Source organism: Quadrisphaera sp. DSM 44207 (genome assembly GCF_900101335.1).
Lineage (GTDB): Bacteria > Actinomycetota > Actinomycetes > Actinomycetales > Quadrisphaeraceae > DSM-44207.
In genome coordinates, this window is sequence record NZ_FNKA01000001.1 from 643965 (window position 1) to 662092 (window position 18128).

The following is an 18128-nucleotide window of genomic DNA, read 5'->3' on the forward strand; positions in this document are numbered from 1 at the left end:
GCGTGCCCGCCGTCCTGCGCTTCGCCGACCCGGCCTCCCCGGCCGCGACCGCGCTGCGGCTGGCGTTCGCCGCCCAGGTCGCGCGCATCGTGGGCGGGCGCGCCGTCCGCCGAGGACCTGTCGGGCGACGACGGCCTGACCCCGCCGGACGGCGCCTTCTGGCTCGCCCGCCTCGACGGGCGGGACGTCGGCTGCGCCGGCGTGCGCACCCTGTCCCACCTCGCGCCCGCCACGGTCGAGCTCAAGCGCCTCTACGTCGACCCCGCCGCGCGCGGGCACCGCCTCGGACGCCGCCTGGTCGAGACCGCGCAGGCGTGGGCGCTCGAGCGCGGCGCCGCGCGGATGGTGCTCGACACGCGCTCGGAGCTGACCACCGCCTGCGCCCTGTACCGGGAGCTGGGGTACGCCGAGGTGGCGCCGTACAACGACGACCCGAAGCCGGACCTGTGGTTCGCCAAGACCCTGGAGCCCCGCCCGTGACCGCCTCGCCCGCCCTGCTGCTCGCCTCCGCCTCCCCCGCGCGCCGCGCCACCCTCACCGCGGCCGGCGTCCCGCCGCTCGTGCTCGTCTCGGGCGTCGACGAGGACGCCGTCGTCGCCCGCTACGGCGTCACCGAGGCCGAGGACGTCGCCCTCGTGCTCGCCCGCGCCAAGGCCGAGGACGTCGCCGCGCGCTGGGAGGAGGCCGAGCGGGCCCCCGACGACGGCGTGCTCGTGCTCGGCTGCGACTCCGTGCTGGCCCTGGACGGGCAGGTGCACGGCAAGCCCGCCGGCGCCGCGGAGGCCACCGCGCGCTGGCGGGCCATGCGCGGGCGCTGCGGGGTGCTGCACACCGGCCACTGGCTCGTCGACGCCCGCGAGGCCGGCTCGGGCGCGACGCTCGGCGCCGTCGCGTCGACGACCGTGCACTTCGCCGACGTCACCGACGCCGAGGTCGACGCCTACGTCGCCACCGGGGAGCCGCTGGCGGTGGCGGGCGCGTTCACGCTCGACGGCCTGGGCGGGGCGTTCGTGCGCGGCGTCGAGGGCGACCCGCACGCGGTGGTGGGCCTGAGCCTGCCGCTGCTGCGCGACCTGCTCGCCGAGGTCGGCGTCGCCTGGACGTCGCTGTGGTCCCTCCCCCGGTGATCACGCACGTCCCGACCCCCGCGGCGGTGGTGCGCGTCCCGGCCCCCCGATGACCGCCCGCGTCCCCACCCCCGCGGTGGTGGTGCGCATCCCCACCCCCGCGGTGATCATGCACGTCCGGTCCGCGCTCAGGTGCCGGTGAGGCGGCGCAGCACCGCCAGGCCCTGCGGGGTGCCGGGCCAGTGCCGCTCCAGCGCCGAGGGGCCGGCGCGGCGCACCACGGAGCGCAGCACGAGCACGACGACGACGGCGTCGTCGGCCCAGCCCACGACCGGCACGACGTCGGGGACGACGTCCAGGGGCAGCGCGAGGTAGCCGAGGAGGAGGACCAGGCGCACGCGCACGCCGCGCGGCAGGGACGCGTCGGCGGCCAGGCGCCGCACCAGGCGCAGCACGTCGGGCAGCAGGCGCAGCGCCTCGCGCAGGCCGCCCTGGTCGGCGCGGGCGGCCCAGCGCCACAGGGCCAGGACCAGCACCAGCCACACGACGAGCAGGCCCGCGGCGGCCCCGGCCAGCGACGGCCACAGCCACGACCATCCGGACGGCACCGGCCCAGTGTGCCCGGGGTCGCCGCCGCCCGGGCCGGCACGCAGGACGGGCGCCCGCCCCCGCAGGGGTGGACGCCCGTCCTGCGTGCCGGTGCCGTCAGCTGAACAGCTGCGACGCGCGGATCACCGTCTGGCTCACGCCGTAGGCGAGAGCGCCGCCGACGATGACCCACAGGGCCACGGCCGCGCCCTTGGCGGCGCCGGCGCCGCCCTGCTGGCCGGCGTGCTGGCCGGTGCGCTGGCCGGTCTGCTGGGTGGTGCGGCCGGCGCTCTGGCCGGCGCGGTCGGCCTCGCCGCCGAGGGGCTGGCTCATCGGGTGCTCCTCTCGCCGCCGGCGGCGGCCAGGTCGGCCCGGCCCGCCGCGGAGCGGTTCTCCTCGTGGAAGCGGGGGTCGACGGGGCGCACCAGCAGGTTGGCGAGGAAGCCGACCACGAGGACGCCCACCATGATCGACAGCGACAGGGTGTAGAGGGACGGGCCCTCGTACCCGGCGCCCCGGCGGGCGTCGAGGATGGCGCTGACGATGAGCGGACCGGCGACGCCGGCCGCGGACCACGCGGTGAGCAGGCGGCCGTGGATGGCGCCGACCTGGTAGCCGCCGAAGAGGTCCTTCAGGTACGCCGGGATCGTGGCGAACCCGCCGCCGTAGAAGCTGAGGATGACGCCGGTCAGGGCGACGAAGAGCACCGTGGACGCCTGCCCGACGAGGACGACGGCGAGGTAGAGCAGGGCGCCGACGCCGAGGTAGACGATGTAGATGTTCTTGCGGCCGATGATGTCGGAGGTCGAGGACCACACGATGCGGCCGGCCATGTTGCACAGCGACAGCACGCCCACGTACCCGGCGGCGGAGGCGGCGTCGATCTCGGCGAAGAAGCCCTGGATCATGGGGGCGGCCTGGGCGAGGATGCCGATGCCGGCGGTGACGTTGCAGAACAGCACCGTCCACAGCAGCCAGAACTGCGGCGTCTTGATGGCGTTCGCGGCCGAGACGTTCGCGTTGGTGCGCAGCGCCGAGGTGTGCTCGCTGGGCACCCAGCCGTCGGGCCGCCAGTTCGCGGCGGGCACCCGGATCACCCAGGCGCCCAGCGCCATCATCACCGCGTAGATCGCGGCGAGGGTGAGGAAGGTCGGCACGATCGCGTCGGTGGGGGGCGTCGTCTCGCCGATGGGCTGCGAGGCGTAGCGGGCGAGGAGCTGGTTGGACAGCGGGCTGGCCAGCAGCGCGCCGCCGCCGAAGCCCATGATCGCGATGCCGGTGGCCAGGCCCGGGCGGTCCGGGAACCACTTGATGAGCGTGGAGACCGGGGAGATGTAGCCGATGCCCAGGCCGATGCCGCCGATGACGCCGTAGCCGAGGTAGACCAGCCACAGCTGGTTCGTCGACACGCCGAGGGCGGCGACGAGGAAGCCGGTGACCCAGCAGGTCGCCGACAGCGCCATGGCCTTGCGGGGCCCGTTGCGCTCCACCCACGTGCCGCCGAAGGCGGCCGACAGGCCGAGCATGACGATCGAGATCGAGAAGATCGTCGCGATCGCCGTCGCACTGGTGCCGAAGCGGGCCTCCAGGGGTGCGTTGAAGACGCTGAACGCGTACACCTGGCCGATGCTCAGGTGGACGGCGAGCGCTGCGGGCGGGATGAGCCACCGGCTGTAGCCGGGCGGCGCTACGGTGCGCTCGCGGTCGAGGAACGACATGCAGGGACCCCTTCTGGTCGTCCAGCTCCTGTGCTGGATCGGTGTGCCGGGTGTGTCTACCCCGGAGTGTGCCTGGCGTCCAAGCGGCTCGCCGCTCAGGGGCTAGGCTCCCCCGGTCCCGCAGCGCTCCAGGAGGCGACGAAACCGTGGCACCCGACCGCACCCGGCGCATCGCCAGGGTCCTCGTCGCCAACCGCGGCGAGATCGCCGTGCGCGTGGCGCGGGCCTGCCGGGACGCCGGGATCGCCTCCGTGGCCGTGTACGCCGAGCCCGACCGCGACGCCCTGCACGTCACCCTCGCGGACGAGGCGCACGCCCTGCCCGGCGCCTCCCCCGCCGACACGTACCTGCGCGCCGACCTGCTGCTGGACGTCGCGGCGCGCACCGGCGCGGACGCCGTCCACCCCGGCTACGGGTTCCTCTCGGAGAACGCCGCCTTCGCGCGGGCCGTGCTGGACGCCGGCCTGGTGTGGATCGGCCCGCCGCCGGAGGCGATCGAGGCGCTGGGCGACAAGGTGCGCGCCCGCTCCATCGCCGAGGAGGTCGGCGCTCCCCTCGTGCCCGGCACGCCCGACCCGGTCTCGGGCGCCGAGGAGGTGCTCGCGTTCGTCGACGCGCACGGGCTGCCCGTCGCCATCAAGGCCGCGTACGGCGGCGGCGGGCGCGGGCTGAAGGTCGCGCGCACCCGCGAGGAGGTCGGCGAGCTGTACGAGTCGGCCGTGCGCGAGGCCGTGGCGGCGTTCGGGCGCGGCGAGTGCTTCGTCGAGCGCTACCTCGACCGCCCCCGGCACGTGGAGACCCAGTGCCTCGCCGACGCGCACGGCAGCGTCGTCGTCGTCTCGACGCGCGACTGCTCGCTGCAGCGCCGCCACCAGAAGCTCGTGGAGGAGGCGCCCGCGCCGTTCCTGTCCGCCGCGCAGGAGGCGCAGCTGCGCGAGGCGTCGAAGGCGGTCCTGCGCGCCGCCGGCTACGTCGGGGCGGGCACCTGCGAGTTCCTCGTCGGCCAGGACGGCACGCTGTCCTTCCTCGAGGTCAACACGCGCCTGCAGGTCGAGCACCCGGTCACCGAGGAGGTCACCGGCATCGACCTCGTGCGCGAGCAGCTGCGCCTGGCCGCCGGGGAGCCGCTCGGCTACGACGACCCGCCGGTGCGCGGGCACAGCATCGAGTTCCGCATCAACGGCGAGGACGCCGGGCGCGGGTTCCTGCCGGCACCCGGGCCGGTGTCGGTGTTCTCTCCCCCCGCCGGCCCCGGAGTGCGCGTGGACGCCGGGGTGCGCTCCGGGGACGTCGTCGGGGGCGGCTTCGACTCCCTGCTCGCCAAGCTCGTCGTCACCGGCGCCACCCGCGAGCAGGCCCTGCAGCGGGCGCGGCGGGCGCTGGCGGAGTTCGACGTCCAGGGGCTGCCGACCGTGCTCCCCTTCCACCGCCTGGTCGTCGACGACCCCGCCTTCGCCCCGACCGGCGGCGGGCCGTTCTCGGTGCACACCCGGTGGATCGAGACGCAGTGGACGGGCACCGTGCCGCCGTGGGACGGGCGGGGCGAGCCGTCGTCCGGGGCCGACGCGCGCGAGCGGGTCGTCGTGGAGGTCGCGGGCAAGCGGCTGGAGGTCGTGCTGCCCGCGTTCCTGGCCGGGCACGGGCTGGGCGCGCCCGGCGGCGACGCGCCGGCGCGCAAGCAGCCGCGCCGCTCGCGGGGGACGGCGAGCGCCGTCAGCGGCGACGCCCTCACCGCGCCCATGCAGGGCACGATCGTCAAGGTCGGCGTCGAGGACGGGCAGCCGGTGGTCGCGGGGCAGCTGGTGGTCGTGCTCGAGGCGATGAAGATGGAGCAGCCGCTGGTCGCGCACAAGGCCGGTGTGGTGCGCGGCCTCAGCGCCGAGGTCGGCCGCACGATCGCCTCCGGCGCCGTCATCTGCGAGCTCGTCGACCCGTAGGCCTCCGCCTCCCGCACTTTCCCAGGAGAGTGCGCCACGAGCCGTTCCTCCTCCCGCACTCTCCCAGGAGAGTGCGGGAGGCGCCCGCCGCCCACAGGCCCGCTCGGCGGGCACGCCGTCCACAGATCGCCGGCGCGCCCGCCGCGCGGCCCGGCCGACGGGCAGCGTCAACGGCGTGACGCGCACGTGGCCCGATGCCCTTCCCGACGTCTTCCGCGGTGCGACGGCCGTCTCCGAGGGCTGGCTCACCGCCTCACAGCTCCGCAGCCCGCGGCTGGTCCGCGTGCTGCACGGCGTCTACCGCCCCGCGCACGTGCCGCTGACCCACGGCCTGCAGTGCAGGGCCGCGGCCCTGGTCGTCCCGCCCGCGGCGCGGCTGACCGGCAGGTCGCTGGCCACGGTCCTGGGCTGCGACCTGCGCCGGCCCGGTGACCCCGTGGAGGTGGTGGTGCCGGTGGAGGAAGCCGGGAGCGCGATCAGGGGCATCACCCTGCGGGCGGCCTCGCAGGGTCCGCTCGGCTCGGGCACCTGGCGCTCGGTGCCCGTCGCGTCGCGCGAGCGGATGGGGTTCGACCTGGCAGCCCGGCACGACCTCGAGACGGCGGTCAGCCACCTCGACGCCGCCGCGGGGAAGGGGCTGCTCGACGTCGAGGCCTTCCGGTCCTGGCTGGAGCACCGCCACGAGGACGACGTCCGGCACGTGCGCACCGCAGCAGCCCTCGTCGACGCCCGCGCCGGGTCGCCGCCCGAGTCCGTGTGCCGGGTGCGGCTGCTCCAGGCCGGCATCGCCGTCGTGCCCCAGCACCGGGTGCGTGACGCCCGAGGCGTGATCGCCCGGGTCGACCTGGCGATCCCCGAGCTGCGCATCGCCATCGAGTACGACGGCGCCTGGCACGCGGACAGGCTGCAGCTCGAGCGCGACAGGGCGCGCCTGAACCGGCTGCAGGCCGCCGGGTGGACCGTCGTGCACGTGACGGCGGCCGTGTTGCGCGAGCCAGGCGCCCTGGTCGACGCCGTGCGCCGAGCCGTGGCCCGCGCGGCCGCTTGATCGTCGCTCCTCAGGCCCGCACTCTTCCGGGAGAGTGCGGGGGAGGACGCCGCGCGGACCGCACCTTTCCGGGAGAGTGCGGCCCGCGCGGCGTCAGCCGGCGACCGACGGGGCCTTGTGCAGGCGGCGGGCCGCCTCCGTCAGGGAGCCCGACAGGGACGGGTAGACGCTGTAGGCCTGGGCCACCTGGTCGACCGTGAGGCGGTGCTCCACCGCGAGCGCGACCGGGAAGATCAGCTCGCTGGCGCGCGGCGCGACGACCACGCCGCCGATCACGGTGCCCGAGCCGGTGCGGCAGAACAGCTTGACGAACCCGTCGTGGATGCCCTGCATCTTCGCGCGCGCGTTGCCCACCAGCGGCAGCTTGACGACCTCCCCCTGCGCCTCGCCGGACTCGATCTGCGCCTGGCTCCAGCCGACGGTGGCGATCTCCGGCGCCGTGAAGACGTTGGCCGCCACGGTGCGCAGCTTCAGCGGCTGCACGGCGTCGCCGAGGGCGTGCCGCATCGCCGTGCGGCCCTGCATGGCCGCCACCGACGCCAGCGGCAGCACGCCCGTGCAGTCGCCGGCGGCGTAGACGCCGCGCACGGACGTGCGCGAGACCCGGTCGACCTCCACGTGCCCGGACTCCGACAGCTGGACGCCGGCCTCCTCCAGCCCGATCCCGGCGGTGCTGGGGATCGACCCGACCGCGAGCAGGCAGTGGGAGCCCTCCACCGTGCGGCCGTCGGCGAGGGCGACGACGACGCCGTCCCCCACGCGCTTGACCTCCTGGGCGCGCGAGCGCGACAGCACCGTCATGCCGCGGCGCCGGAAGACGTCCTCGATGACCTCCGCGGCGTCGACGTCCTCCCCGGGCAGCACGCGGTCGCGGCTGGAGACCAGGACGACGTCCGAGCCGAGCGCGTCGTAGGCGCTGGCGAACTCCGCGCCGGTGACGCCGGAGCCGACCACGACCAGCCGCTCGGGCAGCTCCTGGAGGCGGTACAGCTGCTTCCACGTGAGGATCCGCTCGCCGTCCGGCTCGGCGTCGGGCAGCGTGCGCGGGTACGAGCCGGTCGCGACGAGGACGACGTCGGCCGCCAGCTCCTCGCCCGCCGAACCGTCGGCCGGGCCGTCGGCCGGGCCGTCGGCCGAGGCGTCGGCGGGGTCGACGACCACGCGGTCCGGGGCGGCCAGGCGCCCGGTGCCGGAGAGCACGCGCACGCCCTCGCCGCGCAGCCGCTCGCGCACGTCGCCCGACTGGGCGGCGGCGAGCTGGCGCACGCGCTCGTTGACCCGGCCGAGGTCGACCGTGACGGCCCCGCCCGGGCGGTCCAGCCCCGGGTCGGTCGGCGCGCCGGCGCCGCCGGGGAAGCGCACGCCGAGCTCGACCGAGCCGTCGACGAGGGTCATCACCTCGGCCGTGGCGATGAGGGTCTTGGAGGGCACGACGTCGGTGAGCACGGCCGAGCCGCCCACGCCGTCGCGCTCGACGACCGTGACGGAGGCGCCCAGCTGGGACGCCACGAGGGCCGCCTCGTAGCCGCCGGGGCCACCACCGACGACCACGACGCGCGGGGAGTCGCCGACCACGAGCAGAGCACCTCCTGGGCAGGGCGTCCGGCGCCGGGCGGCGGCGGACAGGAGCATTCTGCCTCCTGCTCCCGACGGTCCGGGGGCCTTCGCGGACGCACCACTACGCTCGCGGCCCATGGCCCTGTACGCCGCCTACGCGAGCAACATGCACCCCGAGCGGATGGCCGCCCGGGCCCCCCACTCGCCGCTGCGGAGCACCGGGTGGGTGGGCGGCTGGCGGCTGACGTTCGGCGGCGAGGAGCGCGGCTGGGACGGCGCGCTGGCCACCCTGGTGGAGGACCCGACCGAGCAGGTGTTCGTCGCCGTCTACGACCTCACGGACGCCGACGAGGCCGCGCTCGACGAGTGGGAGGGCGTGGACATCGGGCTGTACCGGAAGATCCGGGTGCGCGCGTCCACGATGGCCGGGGAGACCACGGCGTGGGCGTACGTGCTGGACGCCTACGAGGGCGGGCTGCCCAGCGCCTTCTACCTGGGCATGCTGGCCGACGCCGCCGAGGCCGCCGGGGCCCCCGACGACTACGTCGCCGCGCTGCGCACGCGCCCCTGCCGCTCCGCCGGCTGACCCGGCTGCTGGTCAGCCGGCGGGTCCGCCCGGGAGGCGGCCGGCCCGTACGTGAGCCTGCGCAGCAGCTGCTCCGCCGGGCCGGGGCGCCCGGCCCGCGCCAGCAGCACGGCGACGGCGAGCGTCAGCAGGTAGGTGGCGACGGCCACGGCGGCCACCCGCGCGGTGCCCGCCCCGGCGCCGAGCCCCAGGGCCCAGGGGGCCAGCAGCGGCACCATGACCACCGACTGCAGCAGGTAGCAGGTCAGGGACCGCTCCCCCACCGCGGCCACCGCGCGCACCGCTGCGCGCGGCGGGGCGTCCAGGCCCCGCGCCGAGCGCGCGGCGACCACCCAGCCGACGAGCGCCACGAACGCCACCGCGCCGGCCAGGCCCGTGAGCCCGTGCAGCCCGGCGGCGAGCACCGCCCCCGGCACGCCGGCGTCCCAGGCCCCCGCCGAGGCCAGCACCAGGGGCAGGCTGCCGAGCACGCTGACGGGGAAGCCGAGGAGCACGATCCGGCGCAGCAGCGGCAGGTGCTCGCCGGGGCGCTCCAGGACCCGGCGGCGGGCCAGGAGGATGCCGATCGCCGCCGGCGCGAGGAACGAGAGCACCACCACCGGGGACAGCACGAGGTAGGACGCCAGGCCGACCACCCGCTGCAGGAAGGCCCCGAGGACCGTGGTCTCCGACAGCAGCGCCGCGCCGGGGCCCTGGTCCTCCGCGTCCGGCAGGGCCCCGGCGACGCCGTCGAGGGTGGCGAAGGCGGCGTAGACCAGCAGCGAGGCGGACCCGGCGACCACGAGCACCCGGTCGCGGGCGCGCAGGACCAGGAGCACGAGGACCAGCCCCAGCACCCCGTAGGGGAGGAGGATGTCCCCCTCGAACAGCAGCAGCAGGTGCGCGGCGCCGAACGCCGCCAGCCACGCGCAGCGGCGCAGCAGCACCGCCCGCGCGGTGGGCCACGGCGCGCCCGCGGCCTCCTGGCGCCGGGCGATGACGACCAGGCCGTACGCGAGGAGCAGCGTGAACATCGGGAACGCGCGGTTGTCGACGAAGACCCCGACGAGGACGTCGACGACGCGGTCGGCGGTCGAGCCGTCCACGGGCTTCCCGCCGGGCCCGACCTCCCGCCCGCTGATGTGGGAGGGGCTGTTCGCCAGCGCGATGCCCAGCAGCGCGAGGCCGCGCGCCAGGTCCGGCACGAGGGAGCGCTCCCGCGCGGGCAGCGGGCCCGCCGTGACGGCCCGTCCCGCGGCCGAGGCGGCGGGAGCGCCAGGAGCGGAGGGGACGGGGGGTGAGGCGGAGGCGGCGGGGACGGCGTCCACCCCCGTCAGGCTAGCCGTCCGGCGGGCGGCGGAACAGGAGCCGCTGCCGGTGCCCCGGCCCCGGTACCGTGCCCGGCCATGACTCCCCCGACGACCGGCCCGAGCCCCGACGTCGCCGCCCCCGCCGACGTCGCCGGCCCCGGCGACCTCGCCGACCCCGCGACGGACCCGTCCGCCGTCGCCGCCCGGGCCGCTGCCGTGCTCGCCGAGCGCACCGGGGCCGCCCGCCACGACGTCGCGCTCGTCCTCGGGTCGGGCTGGCAGGCGACGGCCGACCTGGTCGGGACGACGGTCGCGCAGGTGCCCGTCACCGACCTGCCCGGCTTCCCGCCGCCGGCGGCGCTGGGGCACGTCGGGGTGGTGCGCTCGGTGGAGGTCCCCGGCGCCGGCGGCGGCGCGCACCGCGCGCTCGTCTTCGCCTCCCGCACCCACCTGTACGAGGGCCGCGGCGTGCGCCCGGTCGTCCACGCCGTGCGCACCGCGGCGGCGGCCGGGTGCTCCACGATCGTGCTCACCAACGGCTGCGGCGGGCTCGACCCGAGCTGGGGCCCCGGCACCCCCGTGCTCGTCAGCGACCACATCAACCTCACCGCGACCTCGCCGCTGGAGGGCGCGACGTTCGTCGACCTGACCGACCTGTACTCCGCCCGGCTGCGCGCGCTCGCGCGGGAGGTCGACCCCTCCCTGCCGGAGGGCGTGTACGTGCAGTTCCGCGGGCCGCACTACGAGACGCCGGCCGAGGTGGCCATGGCGGGGCGCATGGGCGGGCACCTCGTCGGCATGTCGACGACCCTGGAGGCGATCGCCGCCCGCCAGGCCGGCATGGAGGTCCTCGGCATCTCCCTGGTGACCAACCTCGCCGCCGGCGTCGGCGACCGGCCGCTGGACGCGCAGGAGGTCGTCGACGCCGGGCGGGCCGCCGGCCCCCGCATCGGCGCCCTGCTCGCGGACGTCGTCCGGCGCGTGCTCGCGGCCGGCCCGGCGTGAGCGGCGTCCCCGTCGACGCCGCCCTGCTCGAGCGGGCGCGCGCCTGGGCCGCGGAGGACCCCGACGAGGCCACCGCCGCCGAGCTGCGCGCCCTCCTCGAGCGGGCGCAGGGCGGCGACGCCGCCGCGGCCGCCGACCTCGCCGACCGCTTCGCCGGCGCGCTGCAGTTCGGCACCGCGGGCCTGCGCGGCGCGCTGGGCGCCGGCCCGAACCGCATGAACCGGGCCGTCGTCGTCCGCGCCGCCGCCGGGCTCGCCTCCTTCCTGCTCGCCGAGCGCCCCGCCCGCGAGGGCACCGGCCCGGACGGCGGCCCCGGCGGCTCACCCGGCGGCTCACCCGGGGGCGCGGCGCCCGAGGGCCCGCCGTCCGTGGTGGTCGGCTACGACGCCCGGCACGGCTCGGCGGCGTTCGCGCGCGACACCGCCGCCGTGATGACCGGCGCGGGCCTGCGCGCGAGGGTCCTGCCCCGGCCGCTGCCGACGCCGGTGCTCGCCTTCGCCGTCCGCTCCCTGCGCGCCGACGCCGGCGTGATGGTGACCGCGAGCCACAACCCGCCGCAGGACAACGGCTACAAGGTCTACCTCGGCGGCGTCGAGGGCGGGTCGCAGATCGTGCCCCCGGCGGACCAGCGCATCGCCGCGGCGATCGCGGCCGCCGGGCCGCTGGCCGGTGTCCCGCGCCCGGACGCCGGGTGGGAGGTGCTCGGGGACGACGTGCTCGAGGACTACCTCGCCGCGGCCGCGCGCCAGCCCGGCCCGGGCGCGCAGGAGCAGCCCCCCGCGGGGCTGCGGATCGTCCTCACGCCGCTGCACGGGGTCGGCGGGGCGGTCGCCCGCGAGGCGCTGCGCCGCGCCGGCTTCCCGGACGTCGCGGTGGTGCCCGAGCAGGCCGAGCCCGACCCGGACTTCCCGACCGTGGCCTTCCCCAACCCCGAGGAACCGGGCGCGATCGACCTCGCGCTGGCCCTGGCCCGCGAGCGGGGCGCCGACCTCGTCCTCGCCGTCGACCCCGACGCCGACCGCTGCGCCGTCGCCGTGCCCGACGAGGAGGCCGCCGGCGGGCCCGTGCCGGGCTGGCGCACCCTGACCGGCGACGAGCTGGGCAGCGTCCTCGGCGAGCACGTCGCGCGCGCCGTCGCCGGGCGCGGTGGCGCGTCCCCCCAGCGCGTGCTGGCGAGCTCGCTGGTCTCCTCGCGCCTGCTGGGGCGGATCGCCGCCGCGCACGGGCTCGGGTACGCGCAGACGCTGACGGGCTTCAAGTGGATCTCCCGCGTGCCGGGCCTCGTCTTCGGCTACGAGGAGGCGATCGGCTACTGCGTGGACCCGTCGTCCGTGCGCGACAAGGACGGCGTCGCCACCGCCGTGCGCGTCGCGCGCATCGCCGCCGGCCTCGCGGCCCGGGGGCGCACCCTGCTCGACGAGCTCGACGACCTCGCGCGCGCCCACGGCCTGCACGCGACCGACCAGCTGTCGGTGCGGGTGCAGGACCTGGGCCTCATCGCCGGCGCGATGGCGCGGCTGCGGGCGCTGCCGCCGACCGCGCTCGGCGGCAGCGCGGTGGTGGAGGCCACCGACCTCGCCGAGGGCGACGTCGCGACCACGGGCCTGCCGCCGACCGACGGCCTGCGCTACCGCACGGCGGACGGCGCCCAGGTCGTCGTGCGCCCCAGCGGCACCGAGCCGAAGCTCAAGTGCTACCTCGAGGTCGTCCTGCCCGTGCCCGCCGGGGCCGGCCGCGAGGAGCTGCGCGCCGCCCGCCGCCGCGCCCACGAGGCCCTGGCGGCCCTGCGCGCCGACGTCGCCGCCGCCCTCGACCTGCCGGCCTGAGCGCGGACCGGCCGGCGCCGGACCCCGGCGCCGGCCGCCGTCAGCGCCGTGGTCAGCACACCGGTCAGCGCCGTGGTCAGCGGGCTGCGGCGCGGTGGCGCGCCGCAGCCGGGCGCGGGAGGGGGTTGAGCACGTCGGCGTCGGCCGCGAGGGAGTCCTCCGCGGCCACCGGCCACACCTCAAGGTCGGGGTGGACAAGCAGGTCGTCGACGAGCGCGTGGGTGCCGGCGACGAGGGTGCAGTCGAGGTCCACCTCGGTGGCGACGCACCAGGCGCGGTCCTGCGGCCAGAACAGGTTCGGGGACTGCGGCACGAACCAGGTCGGCGTCGCGCGGTAGCCCATCTGCGCCGTGGCCGTCAGGGGCCCGCTGAAGACCAGCAGGTCGCGACCGGGCAGGGAGACGGTCGGCTGGCCCGGGGTGGCGGCGTCCCAGCCGCGGCCCCAGCCCTCCCACTGGCAGAACCAGCACCGGTCGCCGGTGCCGGTGTGGCGGCCGAGCACCTCGAGCAGGGCGGCCAGCGGCTCGGGGTCGAGGTTGCCGGCGTCCGGCTCCTCGCCGTCCCACCCGGGGCGCACGCTCTCCCCCCGCAGGACCGTGGAGACGTTCTCCCACTGCATCAGGGGGTGCTCCGTGCGGCCCGTGGCGGCGGCCGCGTCGGACCAGCGCGCGGGTGCGCCGTCCTCGTCGGAGCACGGGTGCAGCACCCGCGCGTACGCCGGGTACCCGGCCGGGACGACGGAGGCCACCGTCCCCCAGCCCTGCAGGCGCGCGCAGATCCAGTCGGCGACGGAGGCGTCCGCGCTCGGCAGCAGCGCGCGGTCGGGTGCGCCGGTGCCGGCGCTCGGAGCGGGGTGCGTGGCGTCGGGCACCCGGCCATGCTGCCGCAGGAGGCGGGCTCGCACCGGCGATCCGCCAGGATGGCCCGGTGCCGACCCCGCCCGCCCGCGTCGTCCTCCTCTGCGGACCGAGCGGGTCGGGCAAGACCTCCCTGGTGCGCCGCCTGGGGCTGCCCACGCTGTCCCTCGACGACTTCTACCGGGACGCCGACGACCCCGGCGACCCTCCCCTGCCGCACCGCTTCGGCATCGTCGACTGGGACGACGTGCGCAGCTGGGACGCCGAGGCCGCCCTGGCGTGCCTGCGCCGGCTGTGCGAGCAGGGCGTCGCCGACGTGCCGGTCTACGACATCCCCACCTCGCGGCGCACGGGCACGGCCCGCCTCGACCTCGCGGGCAGCCGCGTCGTGCTGGCCGAGGGCGTCTTCGCGGCGCACCTGGTCGCCCCGTGCCGCGAGGCGGGCCTGCTCGCGGACGCCGTCTGCCTGCGCCTGGGCCCGTGGGCGACGTTCTGGCGGCGGCTGCTGCGCGACCTCGCCGAGGGGCGCAAGCGCCCGAGCACGCTCCTGCGCCGCGGCTGGGCCCTGCGCCGCGCGGAGCCGGAGCTGGTGGCGCGGTGGACGGCGCTCGGCTGCCGCCCGCTGCACCCCGCGGACGCCGAGCGGGCGGTGCGGGCCCTGGCGGCCGCCGGGGGCTGAGCTCCCCGGCCCGGCCACGCGGCCCGGCCACGAGCCCGGTGCCGGGCGCTCAGTACCGGAAGCGGCCCACGAGCTGCTGCAGCTCGCCCGCCATGCGGGAGAGCTCCTCCGCCGCCTCGCCCGTGGCCGAGGCGCCGGCGGTGGTCTCCTGCGCGGCGGAGGCCACGACGGTCACGTTCGCCGCGATCTGCCCGGCGCCGGCGGCGGCCTCGGCCACGTTGCGCGCCATCTCGTTGGTCGTCGCGGTCTGCTCCTCCACCGCCGAGGCGATGGTGGTCTGCCGGTCGTTGATCTGGGCGATGACCTCGGAGATCTCCTCGATCGCGCCGACCGCGCCGGCGGTGTCGGACTGGATGGACTCCACGCGCCGGGCGATGTCCTCCGTCGCCCGCGCGGTCTCCTGGGCCAGCTCCTTGACCTCGTTGGCGACCACGGCGAAGCCCTTGCCCGCCTCCCCGGCGCGGGCGGCTTCGATGGTGGCGTTCAGCGCGAGCAGGTTCGTCTGCTCCGCGATCGAGGTGATCACCTTCACGACGTCGCCGATCTCCTTGGAGGACTCCCCCAGCTTGCTGATCGTGCGGTTCGTGGCCTGGGCCGCCGTGACGGCCTGGGAGGCGACCTGGGTCGCCTCGGCGGCGTTGGAGGAGATCTCCCGGATCGCCGCGCCCATCTCGTCCGTGCCCGCGGCGACCGTACGCACGTTCATGGACACCTCGTCCGCGGCGGCGGAGACGACGCCGGCCTGCGTGGCGGACTCGGCGGCGGACGCCGACAGCTGGGTCGAGGTGGCCTTCATCTGCTCGGAGGCGGACGAGAGGGTCGAGGCGTTGCCGGCGATCTGCGCCATCGCGGTGCCGAGGGTGGAGATGGCGGTGTTGAGGGCGTGCGCCATGTCGCCGACCTCGTCGCGCGTGCCGACCTCGAGGCGCTGGTCGAGCCGGCCGGCGGCCAGGCCCTCGAGCACGCCCACGGCGCGGCGCAACGGGGAGGCGACGAGCCGGCCCAGCCCCAGGGCCAGCGCCACGCCGAGGACCACGGCGAAGCCCATGGCGGCGAAGATCAGCACCCGGGCGGAGGCGTAGGTCTCGTGGGCCTGCACCGCGGTCGCCTCGACCTCGGCGACCTGGGCGTCGCCGAGCTGGTCGCCGAGGCCGACGACGATGCCGTAGAGCCGGTCGCACTCGGCGAGCACGGGGCCGACGTCCTGCGCCTGCGCGCGGCTGGCGGGCAGGATCACGTCGTCGCGGAAGGCGCGGTACTCGGCCACGGCGGCCACGTAGCGCCCGAGCAGCTCCTGGTCGGTGAACTGCTCGCCGAAGTCGGCGATCTCCTCGTCGAACTTCGCGTCCAGCTCGACGATCTGCTCCTCGCGCGCCGGCTTGTCCGCCACCGGGCCGGCCAGGTGCAGCAGCACCCGCTGGCGCATGCCGCCGTTGGCCACGCGCGCCTCGGTCAGGTCCTTGAGGGGCACAGCGCCGCGGGCGTAGATGTCCCTGGCTGCCGCCTCCGTGCTGGCGACCTTGGACAGGCCGAGCAGGCCGACGCCCACGACGACGACGCACATGAGCAGGAAGCCGGCCAGCAGCTTCTGCGCGGTCCTCAGGTCGCGGAAGGCGCCGAGGGGGCCTCGACGGCCCCTGGTCCGCGCGGTGGTGCTGGTCTCCGTGCTCATGCCGCCTCGCTGTGGCTCGTGGGCGGGTCCTCCCGCCGGACACGAGCGGTATCGGCCGCCGGGCGGGCGGCCTTGAGGCGCCGGGCCGGACCGCGTGCCACCCCCGGCGCCCCGGCGCGGGGGCGGGGGCGGGGAGAGGATGGAGGGCATGACCGTCGCCGAGCCCCGTCCTCCCGCCGCGCGCTCGGGGATCGACCTGAGCCGGGTCGACCCCGCCGTGCGCCCCCAGGACGACCTGTACGAGCACGTCAACGGCCGCTGGCTGCGCGAGCACGTCATCCCCGCCGACCGCGCCCAGGACGGCACCTTCCGCGCCCTGCGCGACCAGGCCGAGGCCGACGTCCGCTCGATCGTGGAGGAGGCGGCCGCCTCCTCCGGCGGCACCGACGCCAGCGACGGCGACAGGGACAGCGGCAGGGACAGCGGCTCGGGCGGCGGCTCGGGCGGCGTCCGCCGGCAGATCGGCGACCTGTACGCCTCCTTCATGGACGAGGAGCGGGTCGAGGCGGCGGGCACCGCGCCGCTGCGGGACCTGCTCGGGCCGATCGCGGCGGCGCCGGACCGCGCCGCGCTCGCCGCCCTGCTGGGCTCGGGGCTGCGGGAGGGGCTGACGTCCCTGGTCGGCGCGTTCGTGACCACCGACGCGAAGGACTCCACGCGCTACCTGGTGCACCTGAACCAGGGCGGCCTGGGCCTGCCCGACGAGTCCTACTACCGCGAGGAGCAGTACGCGCCCGTGCGGGAGGCGTACGTCGGGCACCTGGGCCGGATGGCGGTGCTCGCGGGCCTCGTCGACCCCGCCGACGAGGACGGCGCCGCGGCGTTCGCGCGCTCGGTCGTGGACCTCGAGACGGCCCTGGCCGCGGAGCACTGGGACCGCGTGAGCAACCGCGACGCGGAGAAGACGTACACGCTCCTGACGCTGGAGCAGCTGCGCGAGCTCGGCGACGGCTTCGACTGGGACCCGTGGCTGGCGGCGCTGGGCGCGCCCGAGGGCGCGTTCGCGGAGGTCGTCGTCCGGCAGCCGTCGTTCGTCGCCGGCGCGGCCCGGCTGTGGGTCGAGCGGCCGCTGCAGCAGTGGAAGGACTGGCTGTCGGCGCGCACGGCGTCCGCGGTGGCCGGGTACCTCTCCAGCGACGTCGTCCAGGAGGGCTTCGACTTCTACGGCCGCACGCTGTCCGGCACGCAGGAGCTGCGCGAGCGGTGGAAGCGGGGGGTCTCCCTCGTCGAGGGCGCCCTCGGCGAGGCCGTCGGGGAGCTGTACGTGCAGCGGCACTTCCCCGCGGCCGCTCGGGAGCGCATGGTCGAGCTCGTCGACAACCTCGTCGCCGCCTACCGCGAGAGCATCTCGACCCTGGACTGGATGGGCCCGGCCACGCGCGAGCGCGCCCTGGCCAAGCTCGAGCGCTTCACGCCGAAGATCGGCTACCCCGAGCGGTGGCGCGACTACTCCTCCCTGGAGGTGCGCGCCGACGACCTGCTCGGCAACGTCCGCCGCGCGGGCGCCTTCGAGACCGACCACGAGCTCGCCAAGATCGGCCGGCCGGTCGACCGCGGCGAGTGGTTCATGACGCCGCAGACGGTCAACGCCTACTACAACCCGCGGATGAACGAGATCGTCTTCCCGGCCGCGATCCTGCAGCCGCCGTTCTTCGACCCCGCCGCGGACGACGCCGCCAACTACGGCGGGATCGGCGCCGTGATCGGGCACGAGATCGGGCACGGCTTCGACGACCAGGGCTCGCGCTACGACGGTGAGGGCAACCTCGTCGACTGGTGGGACGACGCCGACCGCGCCGAGTTCGAGCGGCGCGCGCAGGCGCTGGTCGAGCAGTACGGCGCCCTGTCCCCGCGCGGCCTGCCCGACCACCGGGTCAACGGCGAGCTGACCGTCGGGGAGAACATCGGCGACCTGGGCGGGCTGACGATCGCGCTCAGGGCCTACGGGATCGCGCTCGCCGCGGCCGGCGTCGCGCAGCCGCCCGTGATCGACGGGCTGAGCGGCCTGCAGCGCGTCTTCTTCGGCTGGGCGCAGGTGTGGCGCAGCCTGACCCGCGAGGAGGAGGCCGTGCGGCGCCTGGCGGTCGACCCGCACGCGCCGCCGGAGCTGCGCGCGAACGCCGTCGTGACCAACCTCGACGCCTTCCACGAGGCGTTCGGCGTGGTGGAGGGCGACGCCCTGCACACCCCCGAGGAGCGGCGCATCCGCATCTGGTGACGGCGCCGTCGGGGGTCCGGGCGTCCTGGGTCCGGGCGTCCTGGGTCCGGGCGTCCTGGGTCCGGACGTCCCGGGGGTCGT

16 protein-coding genes are annotated in these 18128 nt (G+C 76.9%); 9 read left to right on the top strand and 7 right to left on the bottom strand.

Annotated features, from left to right (window positions below; all coding sequences use genetic code 11):
• Positions 1–135 precede the first annotated feature (135 nt).
• Together BLS82_RS15560 and BLS82_RS02995 are read left to right on the top strand one after the other, a co-directional pair.
• Complete coding sequence (locus BLS82_RS15560; RefSeq protein ID WP_304442003.1) at positions 136–480, top strand: GNAT family N-acetyltransferase; 345 nt, start codon at positions 136–138, stop codon at positions 478–480.
• Positions 477–1127 carry a Maf family protein gene (locus BLS82_RS02995; protein WP_092861427.1) on the top strand — a complete coding sequence of 217 codons (651 nt, stop codon included), beginning with the start codon at positions 477–479 and terminating at the stop codon, positions 1125–1127. Before BLS82_RS15560 ends, BLS82_RS02995 begins: the two co-directional genes overlap by 4 nt.
• 128 nt (positions 1128–1255) lie before the next feature.
• Here BLS82_RS02995 and BLS82_RS03000 read toward each other — a convergent pair whose 3' ends face one another.
• The 3 genes from BLS82_RS03000 to BLS82_RS03010 form a co-directional block, all read right to left on the bottom strand.
• Positions 1256–1675: a DUF1232 domain-containing protein gene (locus tag BLS82_RS03000; protein ID WP_218123482.1), complete on the bottom strand. Its 420-nt coding sequence runs from the start codon at positions 1673–1675 to the stop codon at positions 1256–1258.
• A gap of 97 nt (positions 1676–1772) precedes the next feature.
• Positions 1773–1988, bottom strand: a complete 216-nt coding sequence (locus BLS82_RS15565) for an MFS transporter small subunit (RefSeq protein WP_092861429.1) — start codon at positions 1986–1988, stop codon at positions 1773–1775.
• Complete coding sequence (locus BLS82_RS03010) at positions 1985–3373, bottom strand: L-lactate MFS transporter (protein ID WP_092861431.1); 1389 nt, start codon at positions 3371–3373, stop codon at positions 1985–1987. Before BLS82_RS03010 ends, BLS82_RS15565 begins: the two co-directional genes overlap by 4 nt.
• A 170-nt stretch (positions 3374–3543) precedes the next feature.
• Between BLS82_RS03010 and BLS82_RS03015 the strand changes: the two genes are divergently transcribed.
• Together BLS82_RS03015 and BLS82_RS03020 are read left to right on the top strand one after the other, a co-directional pair.
• A complete protein-coding gene (locus BLS82_RS03015) occupies positions 3544–5310 on the top strand; it encodes an acetyl/propionyl/methylcrotonyl-CoA carboxylase subunit alpha (RefSeq protein ID WP_092862691.1) in 1767 nt (588 codons plus the stop codon).
• Between the two features lie 175 nt (positions 5311–5485).
• The gene (locus tag BLS82_RS03020) at positions 5486–6358 is read left to right on the top strand and encodes an endonuclease domain-containing protein (protein WP_092861433.1); all 873 of its coding nucleotides are present in this window, start codon (positions 5486–5488) and stop codon (positions 6356–6358) included.
• 93 nt (positions 6359–6451) lie between these two features.
• Here BLS82_RS03020 and BLS82_RS03025 read toward each other — a convergent pair whose 3' ends face one another.
• Positions 6452–7990 carry an NAD(P)H-quinone dehydrogenase gene (locus tag BLS82_RS03025; protein WP_092861435.1) on the bottom strand — a complete coding sequence of 513 codons (1539 nt, stop codon included), beginning with the start codon at positions 7988–7990 and terminating at the stop codon, positions 6452–6454.
• 61 nt (positions 7991–8051) lie between these two features.
• Between BLS82_RS03025 and BLS82_RS03030 the strand changes: the two genes are divergently transcribed.
• Positions 8052–8501 carry a gamma-glutamylcyclotransferase family protein gene (locus BLS82_RS03030; protein WP_092861437.1) on the top strand — a complete coding sequence of 150 codons (450 nt, stop codon included), beginning with the start codon at positions 8052–8054 and terminating at the stop codon, positions 8499–8501.
• Here BLS82_RS03030 and BLS82_RS03035 read toward each other — a convergent pair.
• Positions 8456–9808: a DUF418 domain-containing protein gene (locus BLS82_RS03035; protein WP_176818896.1), complete on the bottom strand. Its 1353-nt coding sequence runs from the start codon at positions 9806–9808 to the stop codon at positions 8456–8458. The genes BLS82_RS03030 and BLS82_RS03035 overlap by 46 nt on opposite strands.
• 78 nt (positions 9809–9886) lie before the next feature.
• Here BLS82_RS03035 and BLS82_RS03040 point away from each other — a divergent pair, with 78 nt between their 5' ends.
• Positions 9887–10795 (top strand): purine-nucleoside phosphorylase, encoded by a 909-nt coding sequence (locus tag BLS82_RS03040; RefSeq protein ID WP_092861439.1) that lies wholly within the window; start codon positions 9887–9889, stop codon positions 10793–10795.
• The gene (locus BLS82_RS03045) at positions 10792–12621 is read left to right on the top strand and encodes a phospho-sugar mutase (RefSeq protein ID WP_092861441.1); all 1830 of its coding nucleotides are present in this window, start codon (positions 10792–10794) and stop codon (positions 12619–12621) included. The genes BLS82_RS03040 and BLS82_RS03045 overlap by 4 nt, the downstream gene beginning before the upstream one ends.
• A 76-nt stretch (positions 12622–12697) precedes the next feature.
• Here the strand turns inward: BLS82_RS03045 and BLS82_RS03050 are convergent, their stop codons facing one another.
• The gene (locus tag BLS82_RS03050) at positions 12698–13492 is read right to left on the bottom strand and encodes a hypothetical protein (protein ID WP_218123483.1); all 795 of its coding nucleotides are present in this window, start codon (positions 13490–13492) and stop codon (positions 12698–12700) included.
• Positions 13493–13548: 56 nt separating this feature from the next.
• On the opposite strand from BLS82_RS03050, the gene BLS82_RS03055 reads away from it, so the two are divergent.
• Positions 13549–14157 (top strand): uridine kinase family protein, encoded by a 609-nt coding sequence (locus tag BLS82_RS03055; protein WP_218123484.1) that lies wholly within the window; start codon positions 13549–13551, stop codon positions 14155–14157.
• A gap of 49 nt (positions 14158–14206) precedes the next feature.
• Here BLS82_RS03055 and BLS82_RS03060 read toward each other — a convergent pair whose 3' ends face one another.
• On the bottom strand, positions 14207–15829 hold the full coding sequence (locus BLS82_RS03060) for a methyl-accepting chemotaxis protein (protein WP_176818897.1): 1623 nt from the start codon (positions 15827–15829) through the stop codon (positions 14207–14209).
• Between the two features lie 148 nt (positions 15830–15977).
• Between BLS82_RS03060 and BLS82_RS03065 the strand changes: the two genes are divergently transcribed.
• Positions 15978–18047 carry a M13 family metallopeptidase gene (locus tag BLS82_RS03065; RefSeq protein ID WP_092861445.1) on the top strand — a complete coding sequence of 690 codons (2070 nt, stop codon included), beginning with the start codon at positions 15978–15980 and terminating at the stop codon, positions 18045–18047.
• Positions 18048–18128 lie beyond the last annotated feature (81 nt).

Bases quoted from the DNA above. Each gene is read 5' to 3' on its own strand.
- BLS82_RS15565 (WP_092861429.1), bottom strand. From the start codon at position 1,988: ATGAGCCAGCCCCTCGGCGGCGAGGCCGACCGCGCCGGCCAGAGCGCC.
- BLS82_RS03040 (WP_092861439.1), top strand. From the start codon at position 9,887: ATGACTCCCCCGACGACCGGCCCGAGCCCCGACGTCGCCGCCCCCGCC.
- BLS82_RS03065 (WP_092861445.1), top strand. From the start codon at position 15,978: ATGACCGTCGCCGAGCCCCGTCCTCCCGCCGCGCGCTCGGGGATCGAC.
- BLS82_RS03030 (WP_092861437.1), top strand. From the start codon at position 8,052: ATGGCCCTGTACGCCGCCTACGCGAGCAACATGCACCCCGAGCGGATG.
- BLS82_RS03025 (WP_092861435.1), bottom strand. From the start codon at position 7,990: ATGCTCCTGTCCGCCGCCGCCCGGCGCCGGACGCCCTGCCCAGGAGGT.
- BLS82_RS03010 (WP_092861431.1), bottom strand. From the start codon at position 3,373: ATGTCGTTCCTCGACCGCGAGCGCACCGTAGCGCCGCCCGGCTACAGC.
- BLS82_RS03060 (WP_176818897.1), bottom strand. From the start codon at position 15,829: ATGAGCACGGAGACCAGCACCACCGCGCGGACCAGGGGCCGTCGAGGC.